The sequence below is a fragment of the Mycolicibacterium llatzerense genome (assembly GCF_025331195.1).
In the GTDB taxonomy this organism is placed as follows: Bacteria; Actinomycetota; Actinomycetes; order Mycobacteriales; family Mycobacteriaceae; genus Mycobacterium; species Mycobacterium llatzerense.
In genome coordinates, this window is the sequence record NZ_LXOV01000017.1 from 202,059 (window position 1) to 223,923 (window position 21,865).

Annotated in this window: 20 protein-coding genes; 13 read left to right on the forward strand and 7 right to left on the reverse strand. The window is 67.9% G+C overall.

Going from position 1 to position 21,865, the window contains the following annotated elements:
• Nucleotides 1–14: 14 nt before the first annotated feature.
• Nucleotides 15–929, reverse strand: a complete 915-nt coding sequence (locus A7G45_RS28615; RefSeq protein WP_260941915.1) for an MBL fold metallo-hydrolase — start codon at nt 927–929, stop codon at nt 15–17.
• Between the two features lie 203 nt (nt 930–1,132).
• Here A7G45_RS28615 and A7G45_RS28620 point away from each other — a divergent pair, with 203 nt between their 5' ends.
• The 5 genes from A7G45_RS28620 to A7G45_RS28640 all read left to right on the forward strand — a co-directional run bounded on the left by A7G45_RS28620 (nt 1,133) and on the right by A7G45_RS28640 (nt 7,264).
• The gene (locus A7G45_RS28620; protein ID WP_260941917.1) at nt 1,133–1,711 is read left to right on the forward strand and encodes a sigma-70 family RNA polymerase sigma factor; all 579 of its coding nucleotides are present in this window, start codon (nt 1,133–1,135) and stop codon (nt 1,709–1,711) included.
• Between the two features lie 39 nt (nt 1,712–1,750).
• A complete protein-coding gene (locus A7G45_RS28625) occupies nt 1,751–3,529 on the forward strand; it encodes a flavin-containing monooxygenase (protein ID WP_260941919.1) in 1,779 nt (592 codons plus the stop codon).
• Nucleotides 3,526–5,007, forward strand: coding sequence for an aldehyde dehydrogenase (locus A7G45_RS28630; protein ID WP_260941921.1), 1,482 nt, complete (start codon nt 3,526–3,528; stop codon nt 5,005–5,007). Before A7G45_RS28625 ends, A7G45_RS28630 begins: the two co-directional genes overlap by 4 nt.
• A 152-nt stretch (nt 5,008–5,159) precedes the next feature.
• Nucleotides 5,160–5,927 (forward strand): hypothetical protein, encoded by a 768-nt coding sequence (locus A7G45_RS28635; protein ID WP_260941923.1) that lies wholly within the window; start codon nt 5,160–5,162, stop codon nt 5,925–5,927.
• Nucleotides 5,924–7,264, forward strand: coding sequence for a hypothetical protein (locus A7G45_RS28640; RefSeq protein ID WP_260941924.1), 1,341 nt, complete (start codon nt 5,924–5,926; stop codon nt 7,262–7,264). The genes A7G45_RS28635 and A7G45_RS28640 overlap by 4 nt, the downstream gene beginning before the upstream one ends.
• Nucleotides 7,265–7,281: 17 nt before the next feature.
• Here the strand turns inward: A7G45_RS28640 and A7G45_RS28645 are convergent, their stop codons facing one another.
• Nucleotides 7,282–8,424, reverse strand: a complete 1,143-nt coding sequence (locus A7G45_RS28645; protein ID WP_260941926.1) for an NDMA-dependent alcohol dehydrogenase — start codon at nt 8,422–8,424, stop codon at nt 7,282–7,284.
• A 108-nt stretch (nt 8,425–8,532) separates the two neighbouring features.
• On the opposite strand from A7G45_RS28645, the gene A7G45_RS28650 reads away from it, so the two are divergent.
• The 8 genes from A7G45_RS28650 to A7G45_RS28685 all read left to right on the forward strand — a co-directional run bounded on the left by A7G45_RS28650 (nt 8,533) and on the right by A7G45_RS28685 (nt 15,232).
• The gene (locus A7G45_RS28650; protein ID WP_260941928.1) at nt 8,533–9,366 is read left to right on the forward strand and encodes a GNAT family N-acetyltransferase; all 834 of its coding nucleotides are present in this window, start codon (nt 8,533–8,535) and stop codon (nt 9,364–9,366) included.
• On the forward strand, nt 9,363–10,217 hold the full coding sequence (locus tag A7G45_RS28655) for a lysophospholipid acyltransferase family protein (protein ID WP_260941929.1): 855 nt from the start codon (nt 9,363–9,365) through the stop codon (nt 10,215–10,217). The genes A7G45_RS28650 and A7G45_RS28655 overlap by 4 nt, the downstream gene beginning before the upstream one ends.
• A 33-nt stretch (nt 10,218–10,250) precedes the next feature.
• Nucleotides 10,251–11,438, forward strand: coding sequence for a cysteine desulfurase family protein (locus A7G45_RS28660; protein ID WP_260941931.1), 1,188 nt, complete (start codon nt 10,251–10,253; stop codon nt 11,436–11,438).
• 2 nt (nt 11,439–11,440) lie between these two features.
• Nucleotides 11,441–12,508 (forward strand): tRNA 2-thiouridine(34) synthase MnmA, encoded by a 1,068-nt coding sequence (gene mnmA, locus A7G45_RS28665; RefSeq protein ID WP_260941934.1) that lies wholly within the window; start codon nt 11,441–11,443, stop codon nt 12,506–12,508.
• A gap of 76 nt (nt 12,509–12,584) precedes the next feature.
• The gene (locus tag A7G45_RS28670; protein WP_260941936.1) at nt 12,585–13,073 is read left to right on the forward strand and encodes an SRPBCC family protein; all 489 of its coding nucleotides are present in this window, start codon (nt 12,585–12,587) and stop codon (nt 13,071–13,073) included.
• On the forward strand, nt 13,070–13,402 hold the full coding sequence (locus tag A7G45_RS28675) for an ArsR/SmtB family transcription factor (protein ID WP_260941938.1): 333 nt from the start codon (nt 13,070–13,072) through the stop codon (nt 13,400–13,402). The genes A7G45_RS28670 and A7G45_RS28675 overlap by 4 nt, the downstream gene beginning before the upstream one ends.
• Before the next feature lie 10 nt (nt 13,403–13,412).
• Entirely contained in the window at nt 13,413–14,423 is a 1,011-nt protein-coding gene (locus A7G45_RS28680) for a methionine synthase (protein ID WP_260941940.1), read from the forward strand.
• 116 nt (nt 14,424–14,539) lie between these two features.
• On the forward strand, nt 14,540–15,232 hold the full coding sequence (locus tag A7G45_RS28685; protein ID WP_260941942.1) for a hypothetical protein: 693 nt from the start codon (nt 14,540–14,542) through the stop codon (nt 15,230–15,232).
• On the opposite strand, the gene A7G45_RS28690 is transcribed toward A7G45_RS28685, so the two are convergent.
• The 5 genes from A7G45_RS28690 to A7G45_RS28710 form a co-directional block, all read right to left on the reverse strand.
• On the reverse strand, nt 15,229–16,848 hold the full coding sequence (locus A7G45_RS28690) for a 4-coumarate--CoA ligase family protein (protein ID WP_260941943.1): 1,620 nt from the start codon (nt 16,846–16,848) through the stop codon (nt 15,229–15,231). The genes A7G45_RS28685 and A7G45_RS28690 overlap by 4 nt on opposite strands.
• A gap of 80 nt (nt 16,849–16,928) precedes the next feature.
• Nucleotides 16,929–17,120 (reverse strand): ferredoxin, encoded by a 192-nt coding sequence (locus A7G45_RS28695; protein ID WP_260941945.1) that lies wholly within the window; start codon nt 17,118–17,120, stop codon nt 16,929–16,931.
• The gene (locus tag A7G45_RS28700) at nt 17,117–18,328 is read right to left on the reverse strand and encodes a cytochrome P450 (protein ID WP_260941947.1); all 1,212 of its coding nucleotides are present in this window, start codon (nt 18,326–18,328) and stop codon (nt 17,117–17,119) included. The genes A7G45_RS28695 and A7G45_RS28700 overlap by 4 nt, the downstream gene beginning before the upstream one ends.
• Complete coding sequence (locus tag A7G45_RS28705; protein WP_260941949.1) at nt 18,325–20,775, reverse strand: Ig-like domain-containing protein; 2,451 nt, start codon at nt 20,773–20,775, stop codon at nt 18,325–18,327. The genes A7G45_RS28700 and A7G45_RS28705 overlap by 4 nt, the downstream gene beginning before the upstream one ends.
• Nucleotides 20,776–20,934: 159 nt before the next feature.
• Nucleotides 20,935–21,834 (reverse strand): helix-turn-helix domain-containing protein, encoded by a 900-nt coding sequence (locus A7G45_RS28710; protein WP_260941951.1) that lies wholly within the window; start codon nt 21,832–21,834, stop codon nt 20,935–20,937.
• Nucleotides 21,835–21,865: the final 31 nt, after the last annotated feature.

Consider the following 21,865-nt stretch of genomic DNA (forward strand, 5'->3'; position numbering starts at 1 on the left):
TTCTCGTTCAGCGGTCAGTAATCCCAGGTCGCGGGCACGCACCGGAAAGTGTCGCCGACGGCCGCCACATGGCACACGGACGGGAACGGCAAGTGCGTCGCAACCAATGCCTCGCCGGTCGCCGCGACCTCCCGCAGCAGGCGGACACGGACGCGGGCCGCCTCTTCGGGGTCGTGCTCGAAACCGTTCTGCCACTCGGGATTATCGAAGCCGGGAGCGAACACGGCGTCGCCCGCGAACGTCAGCTTCTCGCCACGGGACTCCAGCCGGACCACGCTGTGGCCGGGTGTGTGACCGCCGGTGCGGGAGATGAGCACGCCCGGTGCGACTTCGAAGTCCGTCTCGAATGTCCGCAGTTGGCCACGGTATTCGTTCAGGAACTGCGTGGCGACCCGCTTCAGCACATCCGGAATGGGCTGCGGCATGACCGTGCGCGAAAAATCGGGGGCCTCCCAGAACTCGGCCTCGGCGGTCGACGCGTGGACTCGCAGATCGGGACGCAGTCGGTCCTTCAATCCCTCGGTGATCAGCCCGCCGACGTGGTCCATGTGCATGTGGGTGAGCACGATGTCGGTCACGGAATCGAGATCGACGCCCGCAGCCTCCAGGCGCTGGATCGTCTGGCCGGCACGTGGGAAGTCCGGGAACTCGAGTCCCAATCCCGCGTCGACCAGGATGGTCCGATCGCCGCTGCGCACCACGACGACGTTCAGCGGCCAGTCGACGATCTCGGGCGGCAGGAAGTTGTCGCCCAGCCAGCCGGCGAGTTCGGCCGGCGGGGTCTTGGTGGCCAACGTCGATGCGGTGATGGGCAGGACGCCGTCACTGATGACCAGTACTTCGATGTCGCCGACCTGCACCGCGTAGCGCGACGGAACCAACTCATCGAGCCCTGCCTGCCCGAGGTGGGAAATGTTGTCCAAGCTCACGTTGTCTCCTTTGGCTGGTTCGGCAGGGAGTTGACCCTGCGCGGAGTTGAACGCACGCCGGCCCGCGAAGTCATCCATCCCGCCGCGACCACGGATTCGAGTTGTCGACTACGGACTTTCAAAGGTCCCCTGCGGCCGCCGTGCGACGAGTCTGAATTCAGCGGTGCGACATCACCGTCACCGGTTGCAAAGGGGATTCGATCGTGACGGCAGCAGCGGTGCCGGACCCTGAACTCGCGGCCCGGTTCGTCGCCGAGGCGGTCCCGCTGCTCGACACGCTCGGCCGCGGCGCCCGCCGACTGACGCACTCTGAAGCCGACGCCGAAGATCTGTTGCAGGACACCCTGTTACATGCCTACGAGGGCTTCGGATCGTTTCGGCAGGGCACCAATCTCAACGCGTGGCTCTTCCGGATTCTGCACAACCGGTGGGTCAGCAGACACCGGTACCGGCAGAGTCGACCTGCCGAAGTGTCACTCGAGGTGGTCGCCGCGGCTGGCCATGAACCATCGGCCGCCCGTCGTTCCGCGGAGGTGGAGGTACTCGACGTCATGCCCGACGCTGACGTCGTGGCTGCGCTTGCCGAGCTGCCCGACGGTGCCCGGACGGCCGTGTTCTACGTCGGGGTCCAGGGCCACACCTACGCCGAGACTGCCGTGCTCATGGGCGTGCCGATGGGCACGGTGATGTCGCGGGTGTCGCGTGGGCGGCAGCAGCTGCGTATCGCGTTGGCGCACCGCGACCGCCAGGAGTTCGTGGACCCAGAAGAGCGCACCGCATGAACCCTTGCCAGAAACTGAAACGTGTTCCAGTATGCATCGATGACGCATGGGAGCTCGGGCAGCGACGACGGCACGACGTTCGACCCCGACGCGCTGCGTCAGCGGTACGCCCAGGAACGCGCGCGGCGACTGCGGACCGACGGTATCGGTCAGTACGTGGAGATCGCCGGCCGGTTCGCCGCCTTCGGTGAAGACCCTTGGGCTGAGCCGGGTTTCACCCGTAGGCCGCTGACCGACGCGGTCGACGTCGCGATCATCGGGGCCGGTTTCGGCGGGCTGCTCACCGGCGCCCGGCTGCGGGAATTGGGTGTGGCCAACATCCGGCTCATCGACAAGGCGTCCGACGTGGGCGGCACCTGGTACTGGAACCGGTATCCCGGGATCGCCTGTGACGTCGAGTCGTATGTGTACATGCCGCTGCTCGAAGAGCTGGGCTATGTGCCGACCGAGAAGTACGCCAAGGGTGCCGAGATCTTCGCGCACTGCCAGGCCATCGCCGAGCACTACGACCTGTACCGCAACGCCTGCCTGCAGACCGAGGTGCAGGAAATCCGTTGGGACCCGGCCGATTCGCGCTGGGTGATCGCCACCAACCACGGCGACGCCATCCGGGCCAGGTTCGTCTCGATGGCCAACGGCTATCTGCAGAAGCCGAAGCTGCCGGGTATCGAGGGCATCACCGAGTTCCGAGGTCATGCGTTCCACACCAGCCGCTGGGACTACGAGTACACCGGCGCAGGCCTGGAGAACCTGGCCGACAAGCGGGTCGGGATCATCGGGACCGGCGCGACGTCCATCCAGTGCGTGCCGCGCCTGGCACCGGCGGTCGGGGAGTTGTTCGTGTTCCAGCGCACGCCGTCGACGGTCGACGTGCGGGCGAACGCGCCCACCGACCCGTCCTGGGCGGCAGCGCTCGAACCCGGTTGGCAGCAGCGCCGCATCGAGAATTTCCAGATCCTCACCGCGGGTGGGCAGGCCGATGAGGACCTGGTCGCTGATGCCTGGACGAGCCTGGCCAAAGCCATGCCGATCGCGAAGGAAGGCACCGACCCGCGGGCCTCGACGGCGGAGCTGGCCGACTTCGCGAAGATGGAGCAGATCCGCGCGCGCATCGACGCGCTGGTGACCGACCCGGCCACCGCCGAGGGGCTCAAGCCTTGGTACGGCTACTACTGCAAGCGGCCCTGCTTCCACGACGAATACCTGCAGGCGTTCAACCGGGACAACGTCACCCTCGTAGATACCCGGGGCTGCGGCGTCGAGCAGATCAGCGCTGCCGGGGTCGTGGTGGACGGCACCGAGTTCCCCTTGGACTGCCTGATCTTCGCCACCGGCTTCGAGGTCGGCACCGACTACACCCGGCGCACTGGCTTCGAGGTGATCGGCCGCGACGGAAAGACGTTGACCGACAAGTGGTCCGATGGGGTCCGCACCCTGCACGGTTTGCACGTCAACGGATTTCCCAACTGTTTCATCGCCAGCATCGCGCAGTCCGGATTCACGGTGAACTTCCCGTATCTGATCGACACCCAGTCCAGGCACACCGCGTGGGTGATCGCGTGGGCGCTCAAGAACGACATCGCCGAACTGGAAGCGAGCGAAGCGGCCGAGGAGGCCTGGGTCCGGAATGTGGTGGCACGGTCGGTGGTGATCGCCGGCCGCCGCGAAGCCTGCACACCCGGCTACTACAACCGCGAAGGGCAGCCCAGCGACCGGCTGAACCAGGACAGCTTCTTCTTCGGCAGCCCCACCGAGTACGCCGACATCCTCGCCGCCTGGCGGGACGCGGAAACCCTTGAGGGACTGACGATCACGTGAGCACCGCCCTGCTGATCGACGGGCAGCTCGTGGCAGGCCGCGGCGGCGAGTTCGCGACGATCAACCCGGCCACCGAGGAGACATTGGGGCACGCCGCCGACGCTGACGCCGAGGACCTGGACCGCGCCATCGCCGCCGCCCGCACCGCATTCGACGACACCGACTGGTCCCGGGACACCGCGCTGCGGGTGCACTGCCTGCGGCAGTTGCGCGACGCACTCACCGACGAGATCGAGCACCTGCGGACCGTCACCGTGGCCGAGGTGGGTGCCCCGGTCGCGCTGACCTACGGCGGTCACCTGCAGGCACCGGTCGACGGTCTGGGTTATGTGGCCGACCTCGCCGAAAACTACCAATGGACAACCGATCTCGGGGAGGCCGCGCCGTTCGGCAAACCGACCAGACGCACCGTGGTCCGCGAGCCCTGCGGCGTCGTCGGCGCGGTCACGCCCTGGAATTTCCCGCACCAGATCAACTTCGCCAAACTCGGCCCGGCGCTGGCCGCCGGTAACACTGTCGTGCTCAAGGCGGCCCCGGACACCCCGTGGTGTGCGGCCGAAGCGGGCCGGATCATCAACGAGTGCACCGACTTTCCCGCGGGTGTTGTCAACGTCGTCACCTCCAGCGACCACCGGATCGGCGCCCAACTCACCGAGGATCCACGCGTGGATCTGGTGTCGTTCACCGGGTCGACGGCCACCGGCCGGGCCGTCATGGTGGCCGCGTCGCACACCATCAAGAAGGTGTTCCTGGAACTCGGCGGCAAGTCGGCCTACGTCGTGCTCGACGACGCCGACCTACCCGCTGCCTGTGCCGCCGCGGCCGCCGGCGTCGCGATGCATGCCGGTCAGGGCTGCGCCTTCACCACCCGACTGCTGGTGCCGCGCGCACGGTACGACGAGGCTGTCGCCGCGGCCGCAACGGCCATGTCCGGCATCGGTTTCGGGGATCCGACCGATCCGGCCACGGTGTGCGGCCCACTGATCTCGGCGCGCCAGCGTGACCGGGTCGAGGGCTACCTGCGGCTGGCATTCGAGGAGGGCGGCCGGTTCGCCTGCGGCGGCGGCCGCCCCGCGGACCGGACCCGCGGCTTCTACATCGAGCCGACCGTCATCGCCGGACTGACCAACGACGCCCGGGTGGCGCGCGAAGAGATCTTCGGCCCGGTGCTCACCGTGATCGCCCACGACGGTGACGCCGACGCCGTGCGCATCGCCAACGACTCGCCATACGGCCTGTCCGGTGCGGTCGTCGGCACCGATCAGGACCGGGTCGACTGGGTTGCGTCGCGGTTGCGCACCGGGACCATCAACGTCAACGGCGGCGTCTGGTACTCGCCGGACGCACCGTTCGGCGGCTACAAGCAGTCCGGCATCGGCCGGGAGATGGGTCTGGCCGGCTTCGAGGAGTACCTGGAGACGAAGCTCATTGCCAGTGGGGTGAGGGCGTCGAAGGCCCGCTTGCTCCCGAACCGATGACGGTTGAAGAGCCACTCGTTTGGCGAGGCCGCCAGATTGGTGTCCGGGGGAGTCGTGAACTGGCGGGACAATCAAATGCAGAGGCCGCCACGGGCAGGCCGATATCGGGGGTGGGAGAACATCGTGGTGCACAAGCGGATCCGGACCGCGGCATGAGCGCGTTACCGAAGCCTGACGGCTGGAAGGACCGCTACCTGCTGATCGGCGTCGTGGGTGCGGTGACCGCCGTCCTATTCGCCTACTTCGGGTACCTCGCGGTCATCGCTGCGACGCACACGCACTGGCTGGCCGCGACCATCGGCCTGTGCGGGGCGGTGGTGTTCGGCATCATCACCATCGGGGCGATCGTCCAGCTCACCTCTGCCGGCACGCTGCGGGCCCACTACGACGAGACCGGCACCACCTTCGGTCCGCCGCCGGCAGCCCTCTGGCTGCTCGCCATGTGCGTGGCGTTGGGCCTCGGTAGCGGTCTGTACCTGCTCTACGGTGCGCGCGTACGCGACGATCTGCCGGCATTGAGCAGCCGCGATAGTGGCCGGCTGATCACCCTGCTGGTGGTCAGCGTCATTGCCATCGTGATGTTGCTGCGGAACATGACCAAAGGCAGACCCGCCTTGACGTTGTCGCCGCAGCGGATCGACTACGGCTTTCCCGGCGACGGCAGGTTCTCCATCGCATGGGACGACATCGTCGACATCACGGGCCTGCATACCGCCAAGCGAAAACCGCCGCGCCCCATCATTTTCGACTGCGCCGACGGCACCCGCGCCATCATCACCAACGCCAGCACGTGGGTTCCCGGGGGTACCAGCCTTTACTGGCTGTGCCGCTACTACTGGCACCATCCCGCCGACCGCGGGGAATTGGCCAACGGCCTCGCGCTGGACAGGTTGGCGGAGAACCGTATTCCCGCCGCATGACTGAATCCACCACTGGCCGCACCGTCGGCCTGCGCGGCGCATCCGCCTCACGGGGCCCGCGGCGCGCCGTCAACACGGTGGTGCTTCTCGTCGTCCTTCTGGCCGCCGCCGGATGCCAGGAACATCGCCGGCCCGCTGCTACTGCAAGCGGGCCGCTGATCGCCTACACCCTGCCCAAATCCACGCCGTGGTTCCGGCCAGGGGACGTGAGTTTCGTTGTCACAAAAGGGCAAGCGGCCATAAAGACCTGGACGAAACAGGTTGACTCGTCGCGGTTCGGGGGCTTCAGCAGACCTGTGTTTACCGCTGACGGCCAGTTTGCCGTCGCGCGGTATTCCGATGAGCAGGTTGGGCGGTACCCATACGACGGTGGCGACATCCGTGCAGAGCTGGCGTGGGTGGACGTCGCGACCAGCGAAATCCATGAAGTGTCCATTGACGCGCGATCGCGAACAGGGTCGCAACCGCCGAGCCGGCCCGGGAACCCGTACGCGCTGCAGGGCAGTACCGTCGTCTGGCAAGCTCCGACTCCTGCCAACGCACCCGATGGCCAAGTCGTCTTGATGCAGCTCGACCTGAGCCAGCCGAATCCGCAGCCGACAATCCTTCGCACTGTGCAGCTGCCGCCGAGAACACCTGGGCAGCAGGCGGTTCCGTACCGCACCCAAGGCTTCACCGGAGATGTGATCGGTGCCGGCCACGGCCGGGTGGCGGTCGCCAAAAAGTACGATACGGACCCCGAGACCCAAGCTGACCGTCTCTTCCTCGTCGACGCTGACGGGACGGTGCGCGACCTCAGCCATGAGCCGACCAGTCAATGGGTGACAGCGACATTCAGCGCGGACGGGACACGATTGGCCTACGAGACCGGCAAGTACGCCAAAGCCGGAACCTGTGGTGAACACCAAGTCAGCGTGTTCGATACAGCCACCGGACGGCCCGCGGCCGACTTCCCGCCCGGGCCTTTCGACGCCACCCCCAAGCCCTACTTCTACGGCAACGTCGACGCCGCGGTGTGGTGGACATCGGATGGAAAGTTGCGAGCAGCTGCCGGCGCCGACAAATGCCCGGGCAACCCTTCCGAGATCACCCCGTACGACGGAGTGTGGGAGCTACGCGGCTCTCAGTGGACCCAGGTCGACCCCGCCGAAACGTACCGCGATTTCCCCTTCCCGAACGGGGCCGTCCTGGTGAAAGCCAAGACGGCCGCGTCAGGCGATAAGCAGCAGTCCGCTCAAACATCCAACGGCACGGGACTGTTCATCAGAACGGGCGCTCAGCTCATCCACGTAGCGGACGTTGAGGCCGCTGATGTCGCGGTGGCGCCCGCGCAATAGCGGCAATCGGCAGGGAGTTACAGCGAGTAGTCGATCACCGCGCGAATCACCCGGCCGCCCAGCAGGTCGTCGAAGGCCTCGTTGATGTCGTCGAGCCGGTAGCGGCGGGTGATCATCTCATCGAGCTTGAGCCGGCCCTCTTGATACAGCTGTGCCAGCGCCGGCACTTCGGTGGTCGGGTTGCACGAGCCGAAAAGCGTGCCGCACAGGTTCTTGTTCATCAGGATCAGGTCCTGCAGGTCGAGTTGCACGGCCCCGGCCGATGGTGCGGCCATCCCGGTCAGCACGCAGGTGCCGCCCTTCCGGGTCAGGGACAAGGCGTCGGAGACGTCGCCGTCACCGATCATCGACGGTGACACGACGACGGCGTCGGCCATCACGCCGCGGGTCAGCTCCCGAACGAGGTCAACAGCTTCGGTGATCGTTGCCGCGGTGTGGGTCGCGCCGAAGGACAGAGCGGAATTCCGCTTGAACGCCACCGGATCGACCGCGACAACCTGCGATGCGCCACCGAGGTGCGCACCTTGGACTGCGGCGGTGCCGATGCCTCCGGCGCCGATGACCACGACCGTGTCGCCGGCGCGCACCCCGGCGCGGCGCACCGTCGACCCGTATCCGGTGGGCACCGCGCAGGACAGCAGCGCGCTGGGCACCAGGGGCAACGACGGGTCGATCTTCACCAGCGAATCTGCCGCCACCACAGTGTGTTCGGCGAACGCGCCGATCTTCGAGGTGTGCCGCAGCTCCTCACCGGAGAGGCTGTGGTGGCGGAAGGTGCCATCGGTCGGCATGCCCGGGATGAGGGTGCCGGCGCCGACGTCGCACAGATACTCCATACCGCTTGTGCACCAACGACATTTCCCGCACACCGCCAGGAACGACGTCACCACGTGGTCGCCGGGGGAGAACCCGGTGACGTCCGGACCCACCTCGAGCACCACCGCCGAACCTTCGTGACCACCGATCGTGGGCGGCATGCTCGGCACCGCAGCACCTTTGGGCGCGGCCAGCTGCCCCGATCGGATGTGATCGTCGGAGTGGCACAGCCCGGCGGCCGCCATCTGCAGTAAAACCTCACCGGCGCGCGGCGGGTCGAGCTCGAATTCCTCCACCGACCAGTTCCCGCCGACCTCACGGACAATCGCGGCGCGGCTCCTCATCGCGGCATCATGCGCCGAATGTAACGGACCGTGATGTTTCGCAACCGGTCATCAACGCGTTACGTGCTTGATGCCGCCGCGCCGAACGGCTCCGTCACCGTGCACAACATGAGCACTAGTTCTGTACTCATCGCCCCTGACGACACCACTGCATCGACCGACACTCCGCGGTACACACTGCTGTTGTCGGCCGACTCCGAACACATCGAAGCCGCGCAACGGCTTCGTTACCACGTGTTCACCTCGGAGCCGGGTTACACCCTCACCGACGACAGCCCCGGTTTCGAAAGCGGCCGGGACGCCGACCGATTCGACGAATTCTGCGACCACCTGCTGGTCCGCGAGGACCACACCGGCGAGTACGTCGGCTGCTACCGCATGCTGCCTCCGCCGGGCGCCATCGCCGCGGGCGGGCTGTACACCGCAACCGAATTCGATGTCAGCGCGTTGGACAGCATCCGCCCGTCGATGGTGGAGATGGGCCGCGCCGTGGTGCGCGCCGATCACCGCAACGGCGCCGTCGTGCTGCTCATGTGGGGCGGCATCCTGGCCTACCTGGACCACAGCGGCTACGACTACGTCACCGGCTGCGTGTCGGTGCCCATCCAGGGCAGCCCAGACGAGGCCCCGGCCACCCAGATTCGCGGTGTGCGCGACTTCGTCAACAAGCGGCACGCCTCGGAGTACAAGGTGCGCCCGTACCGCCCGGTGATCATCGACGGCAAGCTGCTCGACGACATCGAGCCGCCTGCCCGCGTGACCGTGCCGCCGCTGATGCGCGGCTACCTGCGCCTGGGCGCCAAGGTGTGCGGCGACCCGGCCTACGACCCCGACTTCGGTGTCGGTGACTTCCCGGCCCTGCTGGACAAGCGGGAGGCCGACGTCCGGTACCTGACGCGGCTGCGTTCGGCCGCCGCCGCAACCGACAAGGCCGGACAGTGACCGCGCCCGCCACGGTGCAGGAGCACCCCTGGCTGCCCAAGGCGTCCTGCGACGCCAGCTGCATCCGGGTGGACGCCGCGCACGTCAGCCGTCCGGTCGTCGTCGCGCTGCGCACCGCGGCGCGGTTGGTCATGACGTTGTTGCTGCTGCCCACCCTGCCGCTACTGGCGGTGCCGCTGCCGGGCCGGTCGCGCATCCAGCGGATGTACTGCCGGCTGGTGCTGCGCGGCCTGGGCGTCCGGATCACCGTCTCGGGCGGGCCGATCCGCAACCTGAGCGGCGTCCTGGTGGTCGCCGGACATGTCTCGTGGGTCGACATCTTCGTGATCGGCGCGGTCATGCCCGGGTCGTTCGTGGCGCGTGCCGACCTGATCGAGTGGCCGGCGTTGGGCTTCCTGGCCCGGCTGATGAAGGTCATCCCGATCGACCGCAACAGCCTGCGCCGGCTGCCCGACGTGGTCCGCACCGTCGCGGACCGGCTCACCGCAGGTCAGACCGTCGTCGCCTTCCCTGAGGGCACCACGTGGTGCGGTCTGGGTCATGGCACGTTCGCCCCGGCGATGTTCCAGGCCGCGGTGGACGCCGGCCGCCCGGTGCAGCCGCTGCAGCTGACGTACCGGCACCGCGACGGCGCGCAGTCGACCATTCCGGCGTTCATCGGTGACGACTCGCTGCTGACGTCGATCAAACGGGTCATCACCGCCAAGCTGACGGTGTGCCACATCCAGGTGCAGTCGCTGCAGTTGCCCGGCGCCGACCGCCGCGATCTGGCCGGCCGTTGCCAAGCTGCGGTGCACCAGGTGGGCCCGCTGCCCGTCGCTGCTGTTCACGGGCACGCGCTGGCCGCCTGATCGGTTTGGCCTGGCCGGTATCCTGGACAGGCCATGAGCCCCGCATACCTGGACCACGCCGCCACGACCCCGATGCAGCCCGCTGCCATCGAGGCGATGACGGCGGTCCTGGCAGCCGGCGGCAATGCGTCCTCGTTGCACACCTCCGGCCGGGCGGCCCGGCGCCGGATGGAGGAGGCCCGCGAGTCCCTGGCCCAGCAGTTGGGTGCCCGACCCTCCGAGGTGATCTTCACCGCGGGCGGCACCGAGAGCGACAACCTGGCCGTCAAGGGCATCTTCTGGGCGCGCCGCGACAGCTGCCCGGGACGCCGCCGGATCGTGACGTCGCCCATCGAGCACCACGCCGTGCTCGACGCCGTCGAGTGGCTGGCCGAGCACGAAGGCGCGGAGGTGACCTGGTTGCCCGTGGACAGCGCGGGCAGCACGTCGCCCGCGGCATTGCGTGAGATTCTCGAAACCCACGACGACGTCGCGCTCGTCAGTGTCATGTGGGCCAACAACGAGGTCGGCACCATCCAGCCGATCGCTGAATTGGCCGCTGTGGCAGCTGAATTCGACGTACCCATGCACAGCGACGCGATCCAGGCGATCGGTGCGGTGCCGGTCGATTTCGCCGCGAGCGGGCTGTCCGCGTTGAGCGTGGCGGCACACAAGTTCGGCGGCCCCACCGGGGTGGGTGCGCTGCTGCTGCGCCGCGATGTCGCATGCGTGCCGCTGCTGCACGGCGGTGGGCAGGAACGTGACGTGCGTTCGGGCACACCGGATGTCGCGGGCGTGGTGGCCATGGCTGCCGCCGCGCGTGTCGCGGTCGAGGGTCTGGACGCGCACCGGACCCGGATCGGCGCTTTGCGTGACCGCCTGGTCGACGGCGTGCTGTCCGGTATCGAGGATGTGGTGCTCAACGGCGGCACCGGCGATGACCGCCTTGCGGGCAACGCGCACTTCACTTTTCGCGGCTGCGAGGGCGATGCCCTGTTGATGCTGCTGGATGCCAAGGGCATCGAGTGCTCGACGGGTTCGGCCTGCACGGCCGGCGTCGCGCAGCCGTCACATGTCTTGATCGCGATGGGCGCCGCTCCGGCCAGTGCCCGCGGATCACTCCGATTTTCGTTGGGGCACACCAGTTCTGATGCCGACATCGACGCCGTGCTGGCTGTGCTGCCGGCTGCGGTCGAACGGGCTCGTCAGGCTGCACTGGCCAGTGCCGGGTTGGGAAGGTAGTCATGCGGGTTCTGGTAGCGATGAGTGGGGGAGTGGACTCCTCGGTGGCCGCGGCGCGCATGGTCGACGCCGGCCATGACGTCGTGGGCGTACACCTGGCACTGTCCACCGCGCCCGGCACCCTGCGTACCGGGTCGCGCGGGTGCTGCTCCAAGGAAGACGCCGGGGATGCCCGCCGAGTCGCGGACATCCTGGAAATCCCGTTCTACGTCTGGGATTTCGCGGACCGATTCAAGGAAGACGTCATCGACGACTTCGTCGAGTCGTACGCCCGCGGTGAAACGCCGAACCCGTGCGTGCGCTGCAACGAGAAGATCAAGTTCTCGGCGCTGTCGGCCCGCGCATTGGCGCTCGGTTTCGACGCCGTCGCAACCGGGCACTACGCGCGACTGGAAGACGGTCGGCTCCGTCGTGCCGTCGACGCGGACAAGGACCAGTCGTACGTGCTCGGGGTGCTGACCGCCGAGCAGCTCAGCCACGCGCTGTTCCCGATCGGCGACACCCCCAAGCCGCAGATCCGGCAGGAAGCCGCCGAGCGTGGGCTGGCAGTGGCCGAGAAGCCGGACAGCCACGACATCTGCTTCATCCCGTCCGGCGACACCCGCGCCTTCCTGGGTGCCCGCATCGGCATCCGTCCCGGCGCCGTCGTCGATGCCGGCGGCACGAAGCTCGCGGAGCACGACGGCGTGCATGGGTTCACCATCGGGCAGCGCAAGGGCCTCGGCATCGCCGGCCCGGGGCCTGACGGCCTGCCGCGCTACGTCACCGGCATCGATGCGGAGACCGGGACCGTGCACGTCGGCGGCGTGGCAGATCTCGAGATTCACTCGTTGATCGGCGAGCGGCCGGTGTTCACCTCGGGTGCCGAGCCGGTCGGGCCCATCGAATGCCTGATCCAGGTGCGGGCGCACGGCGGGTTGGCCGACGCGGTCGCCGAGTTCGCCGGCGGGGTGCTCGATGTGCAGCTGCGCACGCCGCTGCGTGGCGTCGCCCCAGGCCAGACCATGGTGCTGTACCGCCGCGACCCTGACGGTGACGAGGTCATCGGCAGCGCCACCATCGCGCGCTGAACCCAATCAAGAGCAACTGAACGGTTGCGCTTCCGACTGTTCGGTCGTAGCGTGATAGGCAACCAGGAGGTTGCTTATGAGTTCCGATCGCATCGAAAAGGAAGTCACGCTGCGCGCACCGCTGGACCGGGTGTGGCGCGCCGTCGCCAACGCCGACGAGTTCGGCCGGTGGTTCGGCGTGCGTTTCGACGGCCCGTTCGTCGCCGGTGAATCGGTGACCGGCGTGATCACCCCGACCGAGGTCGACGACGAGGTCGCCGCCGCACAGGAACCGCACGCCGGGAAGAAGTCGGTCTGGCACGTGGTCGCGGTGGAGCCGCAGCGGCGACTGGCGTTCCGGTGGCATCCGTATGCCGTCGAGCCGGGCGCAGACTACGCCGACGAGCCGACCACGCTGGTCGAGTTCACCCTGACCGACACCGCCGACGGTGTGTTGCTGCGGATCGTCGAGTCCGGGTTCGACAACATCCCGGCCGACCGCCGTGCCGAGGCGTTCGAAGCCAACAGTGGCGGTTGGGAAGCCCAGACCAAACTGGTACGCAAGTACCTGGACGAGCCGGTGTGAGGACGACGGCCGACGCCCGGGCGCCGCTGTTCGACGCGCTCGGTGACCCCAATCGGTTACGCATCGTCGTGCGTCTGTGTGAAGCTGGCCCGTCCTCGACTTCGCAAGTGACACAAGTGATCCCGGTGACTCGGCAAGCGGCCACCAAACATCTGCTGCTGCTGGAGGCGGTGGGACTGGTGACCAGCAGCCGGCACGGGCGCGAGCGCATCTGGCGCATCCAGCCGGACCCGCTCGCCGAAGCCAGTGAGTATCTGACTGCGCTGTCGAAGCGATGGGACCGCGCACTCGACCGCCTGCGCAGCTACGTGGAAGAGCCCATCGAATAGTGTTGGCCGCGTGACTATTTTCGCCCAGGCAACCGGTATCGGCTCGTGGCCGGGAACGGTCGCCCGGGAAGCGGCTGCCGTTGTGGTCGGTGAGCTGCCCGCCCTGCCGCACCTGGTGGAGCTCCCCGCCCGCGGCGTCGGTGCCGACATGATCGGACGGGCGGCTGCGTTGCTGGTCGACATCGGCATGGACACCGTTCCGCGCGGGTATCGCATCGCCCCCGGCCGCAGCTCCGTCGTGCGCCGCGCAACGGGTCTGCTCGACGAGGATGTCGACGCGCTGGAAGAGGCGTGGGAGAAGGCCGGGCTGCGCGGGACCGGGCGGACCATCAAGGTGCAGGTCCCCGGTCCGTTGACGCTGGCCGCCGAACTCGAATTGTCCGGGGGACACCGGGCTATCTCCGATCAGGGCGCGCTGCGCGACCTGACCGGTTCACTCGCCGAGGGCGTCGCGCACCATCGCGCCGAGGTCGCGCGGCGCTGCGAGGCCGAGGTGGTGGTGCAGTTCGACGAACCGTCACTGCCCGCCGCTCTGGCCGGGCGGCTGGCGGGCGTGACCCGGATGTCGCCGGTGGCGCCGGTCGACGCGCTGTTGGCTGCGAGCCTGCTCGATCAGTGCATCGCGACTGTCGGGGGACCGGCGAGCATTCATGTGTGTGCCACCGACGTGCCGTGGAAAACCTTGGCGCGCACTGCCTTCAGCGCGATCTCGGTCGATGCGGCCAAGCTGACCGCGGCTGATCTCGACGGCATCGGCGAGTGGGTCGAGGCAGGCCGGACCATCATGCTGGGTGTGCTGCCGGGCGTCGCCCCGGAACATCCGGTCCCGGTCGAGCAGGTTGCCGCCGCAGCCGCGAGTATCACCGACCGACTCGGCTTTCCACGCACGGTCCTACGCGAACGCGTCGGATTGACACCCGCCTGCGGTCTGGCCGGGGCGACGCAGACGTGGGCGCGCAGCGCGCTGACGCTGTTGCGCAAGGCCGCCGATGGGATCGCGCAGGACCCGGATTCGGCCTGAGCGCCGACCTGCCCGGCTAACCGCGGAAATCGTCAACCCGGGCACGGTGACGTGCCATGATGAGGGTCCGGAGTGCGCAGGGGGTTGCCACTCAGCCGGAGTGATCGGGGGCGGACGTGCGCCGTGAGGATGCGCTGCTGAGGGTCGCCAACCTTTCGATCGCTGCCTTTGTGGTGCTGGCCGGCCCCTCGCTGGCGATCGCCGCCGCCGACCCCGGCGGATCGCATGGCAACGGTGGGAACAGCAATTCGGGCAAGTCAGGTTCCGGCCAGAGCAGCGCGTCGCGCGGTAACTCCGGCGCTGGCGGTGGGTCCGCCGGGAACGGCAACCCCGGCCCCAAATCGTCGGCCTCGGGTCGGACCAACACAGGAAATTCGTCGAAGTCGAACGGCAACGGCAATGGCAACGACAACGGCAGCTGGAACAACTTCGCGCCGGGTGCCCAGTCCAACAGCGGCTCTGACGGCCCGGACGCGGTGGTGCCCACGCCGGTCAACCCGCCGGTGCCCGTCGTCGTAGCCGAACAGCACACCGGCACAGCGCCGGCGGGCCGGTCCTGGTGGTCAGCCCCGGATGTGGCGCCGCCCGTCGAGGTACCCGCGCCGGCGGCGCCGAGCGAGGAAGGCGCCGCGGATCTGCTGTCCGTCGACCACACCGGTATCCCGGTGTGGGCCGCCGCCGAGCCGGTTGGGGTGCGCGGCGACCTGTTCGGCCTGGCCGGGTTGGTGCTGATGCCGCTCGTCGGGTTGGTGGTCGGCTATCGCCAGGCCAAGGCCGCGCGCGAGGTCGGCCTGACGATTCAGCCCTAGACCTCGCGGATGGCGCGCAGTTCGCGGCGCAGAATCTTGCCGGCCGCGGACTTCGGGATCGCATCGATGAACGCGACCTGACGGACCTTCTTGTACGGCGCGACCTGGCCGGCGACGAAATCCATGATCTCGTCGCCCGACAACGTGGCCTCCGGCTGCAGCACCACGAATGCCTTGGGCACTTCCTCGCCCGAATCCGGATCGCGGACCCCGACCACCGCCGCATCGGCGATACCGGTGTGCGTGAGCAGCACCGCCTCGAGTTCGGCCGGCGGCACTTGGTAGCCCTTGTACTTGATGAGCTCCTTGAGCCGGTCGACGATGTAGATGCAGCCGCTGGCGTCGACCCGAGCCAGGTCACCGGTGTGCAGGAAGCCGTCGGCGTCGATGGTCTCGCGGGTAGCGGCATCGTTGTTGAGGTAACCGGCCATGACGTTGGGGCCACGGAAGCACAGTTCGCCGACCTCGCTCAGGCCGTGTTCGGGCTGGCCGATCTCGGCGCCCGTGTCGGGGTCGACGATCTTGCTGACGGCGCCCGGCACCGTCCAGCCGCACGAGCTCAACGGCGCGACGGCACCGACGAGTTCGCGGCCACCGTCGAACGGCATGCAGTGGCTCACTGGGCTCAGTTCGCTCATGCCGTAGCCCTGCACGATGGGGCACCCGAGCCGTTCGGCGACCGCCATCCCGAGGTCGTCATCGAGCGGCGCGGCGCCCGACATCAGCCCCTTCAACGAATCGAGCCGGTAGGAGTCGACCATCGGGTGCTTCGCCAGCGCCACCGCGACCGGCGGCGCGATGAACGCGAATGTGCACTTGTGGTCCTGGATGGTCCCGAGGAACTGGGCGAGGTCGAAGCTGGGCATGATGACCAGCCGGGCCCGCGCGTGCAGGACCGAGTTGAGCAGCACCGTCATGCCGTAGATGTGGAAGAACGGCAGCACCGCCAGCACCCGGTCATCCTGGCCCATGGCCTGGATCGGGCGAATCTGCGCCACGTTGGCCGCCAGATTCGTGTGGGTGAGCATGACGCCCTTGGGGTTTCCCGTGGTGCCCGAGCTGTACGGCAGCGCCGCCAGATGAGTGGCGGGGTCGAAGCTGACCTGCGGCGCGGGCAGGGCGGCGTCGAGCAGTTCGGCGGCATTCGGATGACCGTCGACCGAGCTGCCGGGACCGTCGAGGACGACGATGCGGTCGGCGGCCAACCCAACGGCCTCCGCAGCCTGCAGCGCCTGCGGCGCCAGCGCGGTGACGGTGATCAGCAAGGCGGCACGGGAGTCCGTCAGCTGCTTGGCGATGTCCTTGGCGGTGAACAACGCATTGATCGTGGTGGCCGTGGCACCGGACCGCAGAATGCCGTGGAAGGCGACCGCGAATGCGGCGCTGTTGGGCGCCAGCAGGCCGACCACGTCGCCGACGCCCAGGCCTCGGGCGGCCAGCGCACCGGCGAACGCCTCGATCCGAGTGGTCAGCTCGCGATAGGTGAACTCAGCGCCGGTCGCGACCTCGGTGATGGCGATGCGATCGGCATCCGACTCGGCCAGACCGCCGAAGATGTACTCGTAGACGGCCGTCGTCGGGATCTGGACCTCGGGGAAAGGGCTGGCGATAGTCATGGCGTCATAGATCGAACCATGCCGGGGTGACGTGCGTCATGCCGGTTGGTTGCCGTCGGCAGGCCGGTTGCGGGACCGCGTTACACGTCGTCGGCCATGCGCAACGCACCCGTCGGACACGCCGCCACGGCCCGTCGCAGCACCAGCGGGTCGACCTCGGTGGTGTCGCCGATGTCGACCGTGCCGCCGTCGTCGACCCGGAACGCCGCGCTGATGCCCTCGCACATACCCATGCCGATGCAGATCTCGCGATCGACCTCCACCTGGCTCATGGCTGCGCCGTGAACGGAAGATGCGTGGGGCGGCGCACGTAGCTGCCTTCGGCGTACTCGACCGCGTCGGCGTCCACGTCGAAATCCGGGCACCGGATCAGGAGCTCCTCGAGCGCGACGCGCGCCTGCATGCGGGCCGCCGCGGCGCCGAGACAGTGGTGGTTGCCGTGGCTGAACGTGAGGATCTGAGCCGGGCGGCGCAGTACGTTCAGCTCCTCGGCGTCCGGGCCGAACTGCCGGTGGTCGCGGTTGCCCGAGCCGTACAACAGGAAGGTCTTGCGGCCGGCCGGAATGGTGGTGCCCTCGATCTCGACGTCGCGCTTCGTCATGCGGGCCAGGCCCTGCACCGGCGAGGTGAGCCGTAGCAGCTCTTCCACGGCGTCCGGGATCAGTGCCGGGTCGTCGATCAGGAGCTGACGTTGGTCGCGGCGGGCGGTGAGCAATTGCACTGCGCCACCGAGCATTCCGGTCGTGGTGTCGTTGCCACCGGTGATCATCGTGAAGGCGAAGCCCAGGATGGACAGGATTCCGGACATGTCGCCGTCCGTGCCGAAGCCGGCTGCCACCAGATGCGAGACGGTGTCGTCCTCGGGATGTTTCTGGCGGTAGGCGATCAATTCGTTGAAGTAGGTGAACAATTCGGCGATGGCGGGGGCGGCCGCGGGCTGGTGCCCGGTGGAATTGGCCGCCACGATGGCATCGGTCCAAGCGTCGAAGCGATCCCAATCCTTCTGCGGGACACCGAGATAGTGCGCCACCACCATGCTGGGCAGTGGTTTGAGGAATTCGGTGATGATGTCGCCGGTGCCCTTGGCGCGCAGCTTCTCGATGCGGTCCACCACGAACTCGCGCACCTTGGGTTCGACCGCGGTGACCTGCCGCGGGGTGAATCCCTTGGCCACCAATCGGCGAAAGGTGGTGTGGACCGGCGGGTCCTGCATCACCATCGGCGGATTATCCTTGATGCCAACGGCTTCCATGTCGTCGTAGTTGAAGGTGAGGCCCTCGGCCGACGAGAAGGTTGCGTGGTCCTTGGCCGCCGCGGAGATGTCGGCGTAGCGCGACAGCACCCAGTAGTCCTTGTCCGGAGCGTGCGCGGGGACGACACGGTGGACCGGATCATGTTCGCGCAATGCGGCGTACATGGCCCAGGGGCTGCGCCAAGTGGCGGCGGAACCGGGGGTGAAGGTGACGGCGGTGGCGGTCATGCGGACTGTGCTCCTGTGGTGATCTGGGGGTAGGGGCCGAAGCGGCCGTTGTAGCCGTCCTGGCGGGCGGCGAGCTGGGCCTGTCGTTCGGCGTCGGTCACGTACTTGGTGCCGGCCGGCAGCACGGTGCCGAGTTGATCCAGGGTGACGACCTGCTGCGAGACGATCATTGGTACCGCCGACGAGGTGGCGTCGAGCGCCTGGAACCGGATGTACAGGGTGCCCTGGTTGAGGCCGCCGGTGGAGACCCAGTTGGCCGCGCCGGGGTCGTCGGGGGAGATGACGAGCGTGTAGGTGCCGTCCGGATTGGCGATGGACTGCGCGTTGTTGAGGCTCGTCTGCGCGGTGCCGTCGCCGGGCGACAGCTCCCAGTCGTTGGTCACCGGCACCACGAAGTATCCGGCGTTGCCCGGATTGATCGTGATGACCAAGGCCTGGTTGTCGGCCAATTGGAAGTAGCCGAGGCTCTGCTTCTGCGACACCAGGGTGCCGGGGAAGTTGAACGGCTGCGTCAGCGTGTTGGGTGGCTTGAGCTGGCCGGTCTGCAGGTTGAGGGTGACGATGTCGAGCGCCGTATTGTGTGCGCTGGTACCGAAATTCGCGAGGATGTCGGCGGTGTGGGCCACCATCTCGTCGAAGCTCTCCGCGCGGGAGCCCGCCGGACCACTCGTGCGGGTGACCGTGATGCCCGGCGCCGATTCGGTGTTCCAATCCGCCATCGTGTACCGGACGAAGATCTGCTGGGCCTCCGGCGGCAGATAGATGTGGTTGGTCTGCCCCGGCTGGGTGGGATTGCCGTCCACCGTGATGGTGAATGTGCCGTCGGCATTGACCACGAGGTCCTTCGCCAACAGATTGCCGATGGGTTTGGCATCGCTGATGTCGGCGTAGACGCCGAAGTTCCCGTCGGCGGGAACGCCGCCGAGGTACTTGCCGCTGATGACATACGTCGAATCGCTGCGCACCGGGATGGTGCGGTAGATGGTGTCGGGGTTGTCGTAGATGAACCGTCCGCCAGGGGTATCGGTGCCGTACCAGCTGTGAGCGCGCATATCGACGGCCATCACCAGCGGGTTGTCGGGGTCGTTGTTGACGACCGTCATCGCGGCATTGAGCGCCTGCTCCCGGGCGGCTGCGTCGAGCAGTGCGAGGTTCTTCGCATCGACGCCTCCGACGAGGCCGAACCGCTGCTGTGCATGCGCCAGCCAGGCCTGCTTGAGTGCCTCGATGGCGGCCTGCACCTGCGGGGTGTTGACGATTGCCTGGGCCTTCTGTTCCAGCGCGATCTGGTCGGCGGTGCCGAGCGGGCTGGTCGGCTTCACCGTGACAGTGACGGTCTCGGTGGTGGTGGCACCGGCGTTCGGCTGGAACAGCTTCAGCAGGTTGATGTGGAACGGGTTGCCCGGCCGGTCGTCGACGGTGACCGTGAACGAGTCGGTGCCACCGGTGAATGCCAGTGCGTCGCTTGGGGTGTACGTGAACGTGCCGTCCGGGCGGACCGTCACGGCGCCCTTCGTCGGGCCCTTGTCGACGGTGTAGGTGAGCTTGTCGGCGTTGGCGTCCGTGGCCTTCAGGTCACCCTTGATGACGCCGCCGAACGTCTGGCTGGTCTCGGTCTGCTTGTAGTTGACGATCGGCGACGCATTGAAGAACGTGTTGCCGATCTCGCGGCGAATCCAGCTGAAGAGGGTCCACAGCGCCGGCGCCTGCGGCGGTGCTGTGGGACTGGTTCCGACGTGCGGGACCAGCCCGATGGCACCGAGCAGGCTGGACACCACGTGCGTGACGAAGTTGCCGCCGGTGGCGGCGGTCGGGACGGGATGCGTTGTGGCCGTGAGGGTGTTGATGTTGGTCGCGGCGGCAGACAGGGCCGACGACACGGTGGTGGCGGCGGACTCCACTGAAGGTGTCTGCGCTGCAGCCGGTTTCGGTGCGGTCGCCGCCGCGGTCGAGGTGGGTGCCGGGCTCGTCTTGGGGGTGGTCTTGGCTGTTGCGGCGGCCGGCCGGGGGACCGATGCGGCAGGTTTGGGTGCCTGGGTTCGACGCTGGTTCTGCCGGGACTTCTTGGTGGTCGAGTTCGTGGTCTCGGCCGGGTTGTCGGATCCAGGATTTGTGGCGGCCGGCGTCTGGTCGGTGGTGTCGGACTTCGGGTTGTCGGTGTCCCCGGGCTTGCCGGGTGTCGTGGCCGACGAATCCTGCTGCCGCTTGGGATTTTTCGCCTTCTTGGCGGGCTTCTCTGCCTTCGGCTTGGTGGCCGGCGACGGGTTGTCGGCGGACGCTGCGGGCGTGGACGTGCCGGTGCCGGTGTCGGCCAGGCAGGCTGGACTGTTCGCGACGGCGATGCCGATGCCGAGGGCAACGGCCAGTGCGCCTACGCGGCCGATGAACCGGGCGTGACCCGATCCGGCCGAGCTACCAATGCGATGCAGCGTCGTCGCTGTGTCCATCCATGCTCCCGAAATGGTGACGAATAATTGTCATTTGACTGCCAAATAATTGGCGGCGGGCAGATGGTAAGCACCCCGGTGACGGACGCGCAAGCATTGTTTTCCGCTGAGTGGGTGGCGAAAGTGCCCGCCGGATTGCCGACGGGTGGTGGCGTGGGACTACTGGTGCTGGCTGAGCTTTGCTGCGGCCGAGCGCAATTCGTGGATGTACCGCGCGCGGTCGGCGGCGCTGACCGATGGATCCAGCGGTCCGAGCTGAAGCTCGTAGGCGGGATGGCCGGCGGCGTTGTCCACGGCCGTGCTCAGATAACTCACGGCCAGCGGTTCGGGCGATTCGAGCTGTGCTGTGCTGTAAGGCTTTCCGCCGAGGCTGACCAGTGTCTCGAAAACCCGCTGCCGTAGCGCACTGCGCCGGGGGTGCTCGGAGAGCAGTTCGGCGACGTCGCCCAGCACTCCCAGCACTTCGGGGTTGGAGTCGCCGAAATCGAATATGGCGACGCCGTCCCTGCGCAGCTGATCGAGCAGGTTGCTGAAGTCGGGGCGCAGCTCCTGCGGCGCACCGGCCAGCCACTGTTGTTGACTCGCTACGTCGCGGCGAGCGATCACCGTCGCCCCGGCCGGCGGCGTCAGCGGCAGGCGGACGCCGACACCGACGCCGCCCGGGATGTGGCCGACGCCGCGCACCACGCTGACGAACGTCATCTCGGTGGTGCCGACCATGGCCAGCGACACGCCGCACTTGGTGGCATGTGCCAGGTCGTGCAGGACCTCGGTGTGGTTCTCTGGCAGGGGCAGGGCATTACGAACGGCCTCGGCGACCCCGAGCATGCCTGGCCCGAGGGTGTAGCTCCGATCGGCAAGGCGCACAACCCAACCCGCGCGCTCCAGGGCCAGCAGGATCGAGGTGACGGTCGCGCGGTTGAGGTCCAGTCGGGATGCGATGGAGGCCACCGAACTCGGTTCGGACTGCTGCGCCAGGAGTTCGATGATGCTGACGACGCGGTCGGTGGGCGGTGAGCCCGCCCGTGCACTGTCTTCCAGCGGAGTGCCGCGTGCCATCGATGCTCCTGCCGGTCTGGGGACGCTGAGC

Excerpts from the sequence above, each read along its gene's own strand:
- A7G45_RS28625 (WP_260941919.1), top strand. The coding sequence starts at position 1,751 with ATGACGCATGGGAGCTCGGGCAGCGACGACGGCACGACGTTCGACCCC.
- A7G45_RS28635 (WP_260941923.1), top strand. The coding sequence starts at position 5,160 with ATGAGCGCGTTACCGAAGCCTGACGGCTGGAAGGACCGCTACCTGCTG.
- A7G45_RS28640 (WP_260941924.1), top strand. The coding sequence starts at position 5,924 with ATGACTGAATCCACCACTGGCCGCACCGTCGGCCTGCGCGGCGCATCC.
- A7G45_RS28645 (WP_260941926.1), bottom strand. The coding sequence starts at position 8,424 with ATGAGGAGCCGCGCCGCGATTGTCCGTGAGGTCGGCGGGAACTGGTCG.
- A7G45_RS28650 (WP_260941928.1), top strand. The coding sequence starts at position 8,533 with ATGAGCACTAGTTCTGTACTCATCGCCCCTGACGACACCACTGCATCG.
- A7G45_RS28660 (WP_260941931.1), top strand. The coding sequence starts at position 10,251 with ATGAGCCCCGCATACCTGGACCACGCCGCCACGACCCCGATGCAGCCC.
- mnmA (WP_260941934.1), top strand. The coding sequence starts at position 11,441 with ATGCGGGTTCTGGTAGCGATGAGTGGGGGAGTGGACTCCTCGGTGGCC.
- A7G45_RS28670 (WP_260941936.1), top strand. The coding sequence starts at position 12,585 with ATGAGTTCCGATCGCATCGAAAAGGAAGTCACGCTGCGCGCACCGCTG.
- A7G45_RS28690 (WP_260941943.1), bottom strand. The coding sequence starts at position 16,848 with ATGACTATCGCCAGCCCTTTCCCCGAGGTCCAGATCCCGACGACGGCC.
- A7G45_RS28695 (WP_260941945.1), bottom strand. The coding sequence starts at position 17,120 with ATGAGCCAGGTGGAGGTCGATCGCGAGATCTGCATCGGCATGGGTATG.
- A7G45_RS28700 (WP_260941947.1), bottom strand. The coding sequence starts at position 18,328 with ATGACCGCCACCGCCGTCACCTTCACCCCCGGTTCCGCCGCCACTTGG.
- A7G45_RS28705 (WP_260941949.1), bottom strand. The coding sequence starts at position 20,775 with ATGGACACAGCGACGACGCTGCATCGCATTGGTAGCTCGGCCGGATCG.
- A7G45_RS28710 (WP_260941951.1), bottom strand. The coding sequence starts at position 21,834 with ATGGCACGCGGCACTCCGCTGGAAGACAGTGCACGGGCGGGCTCACCG.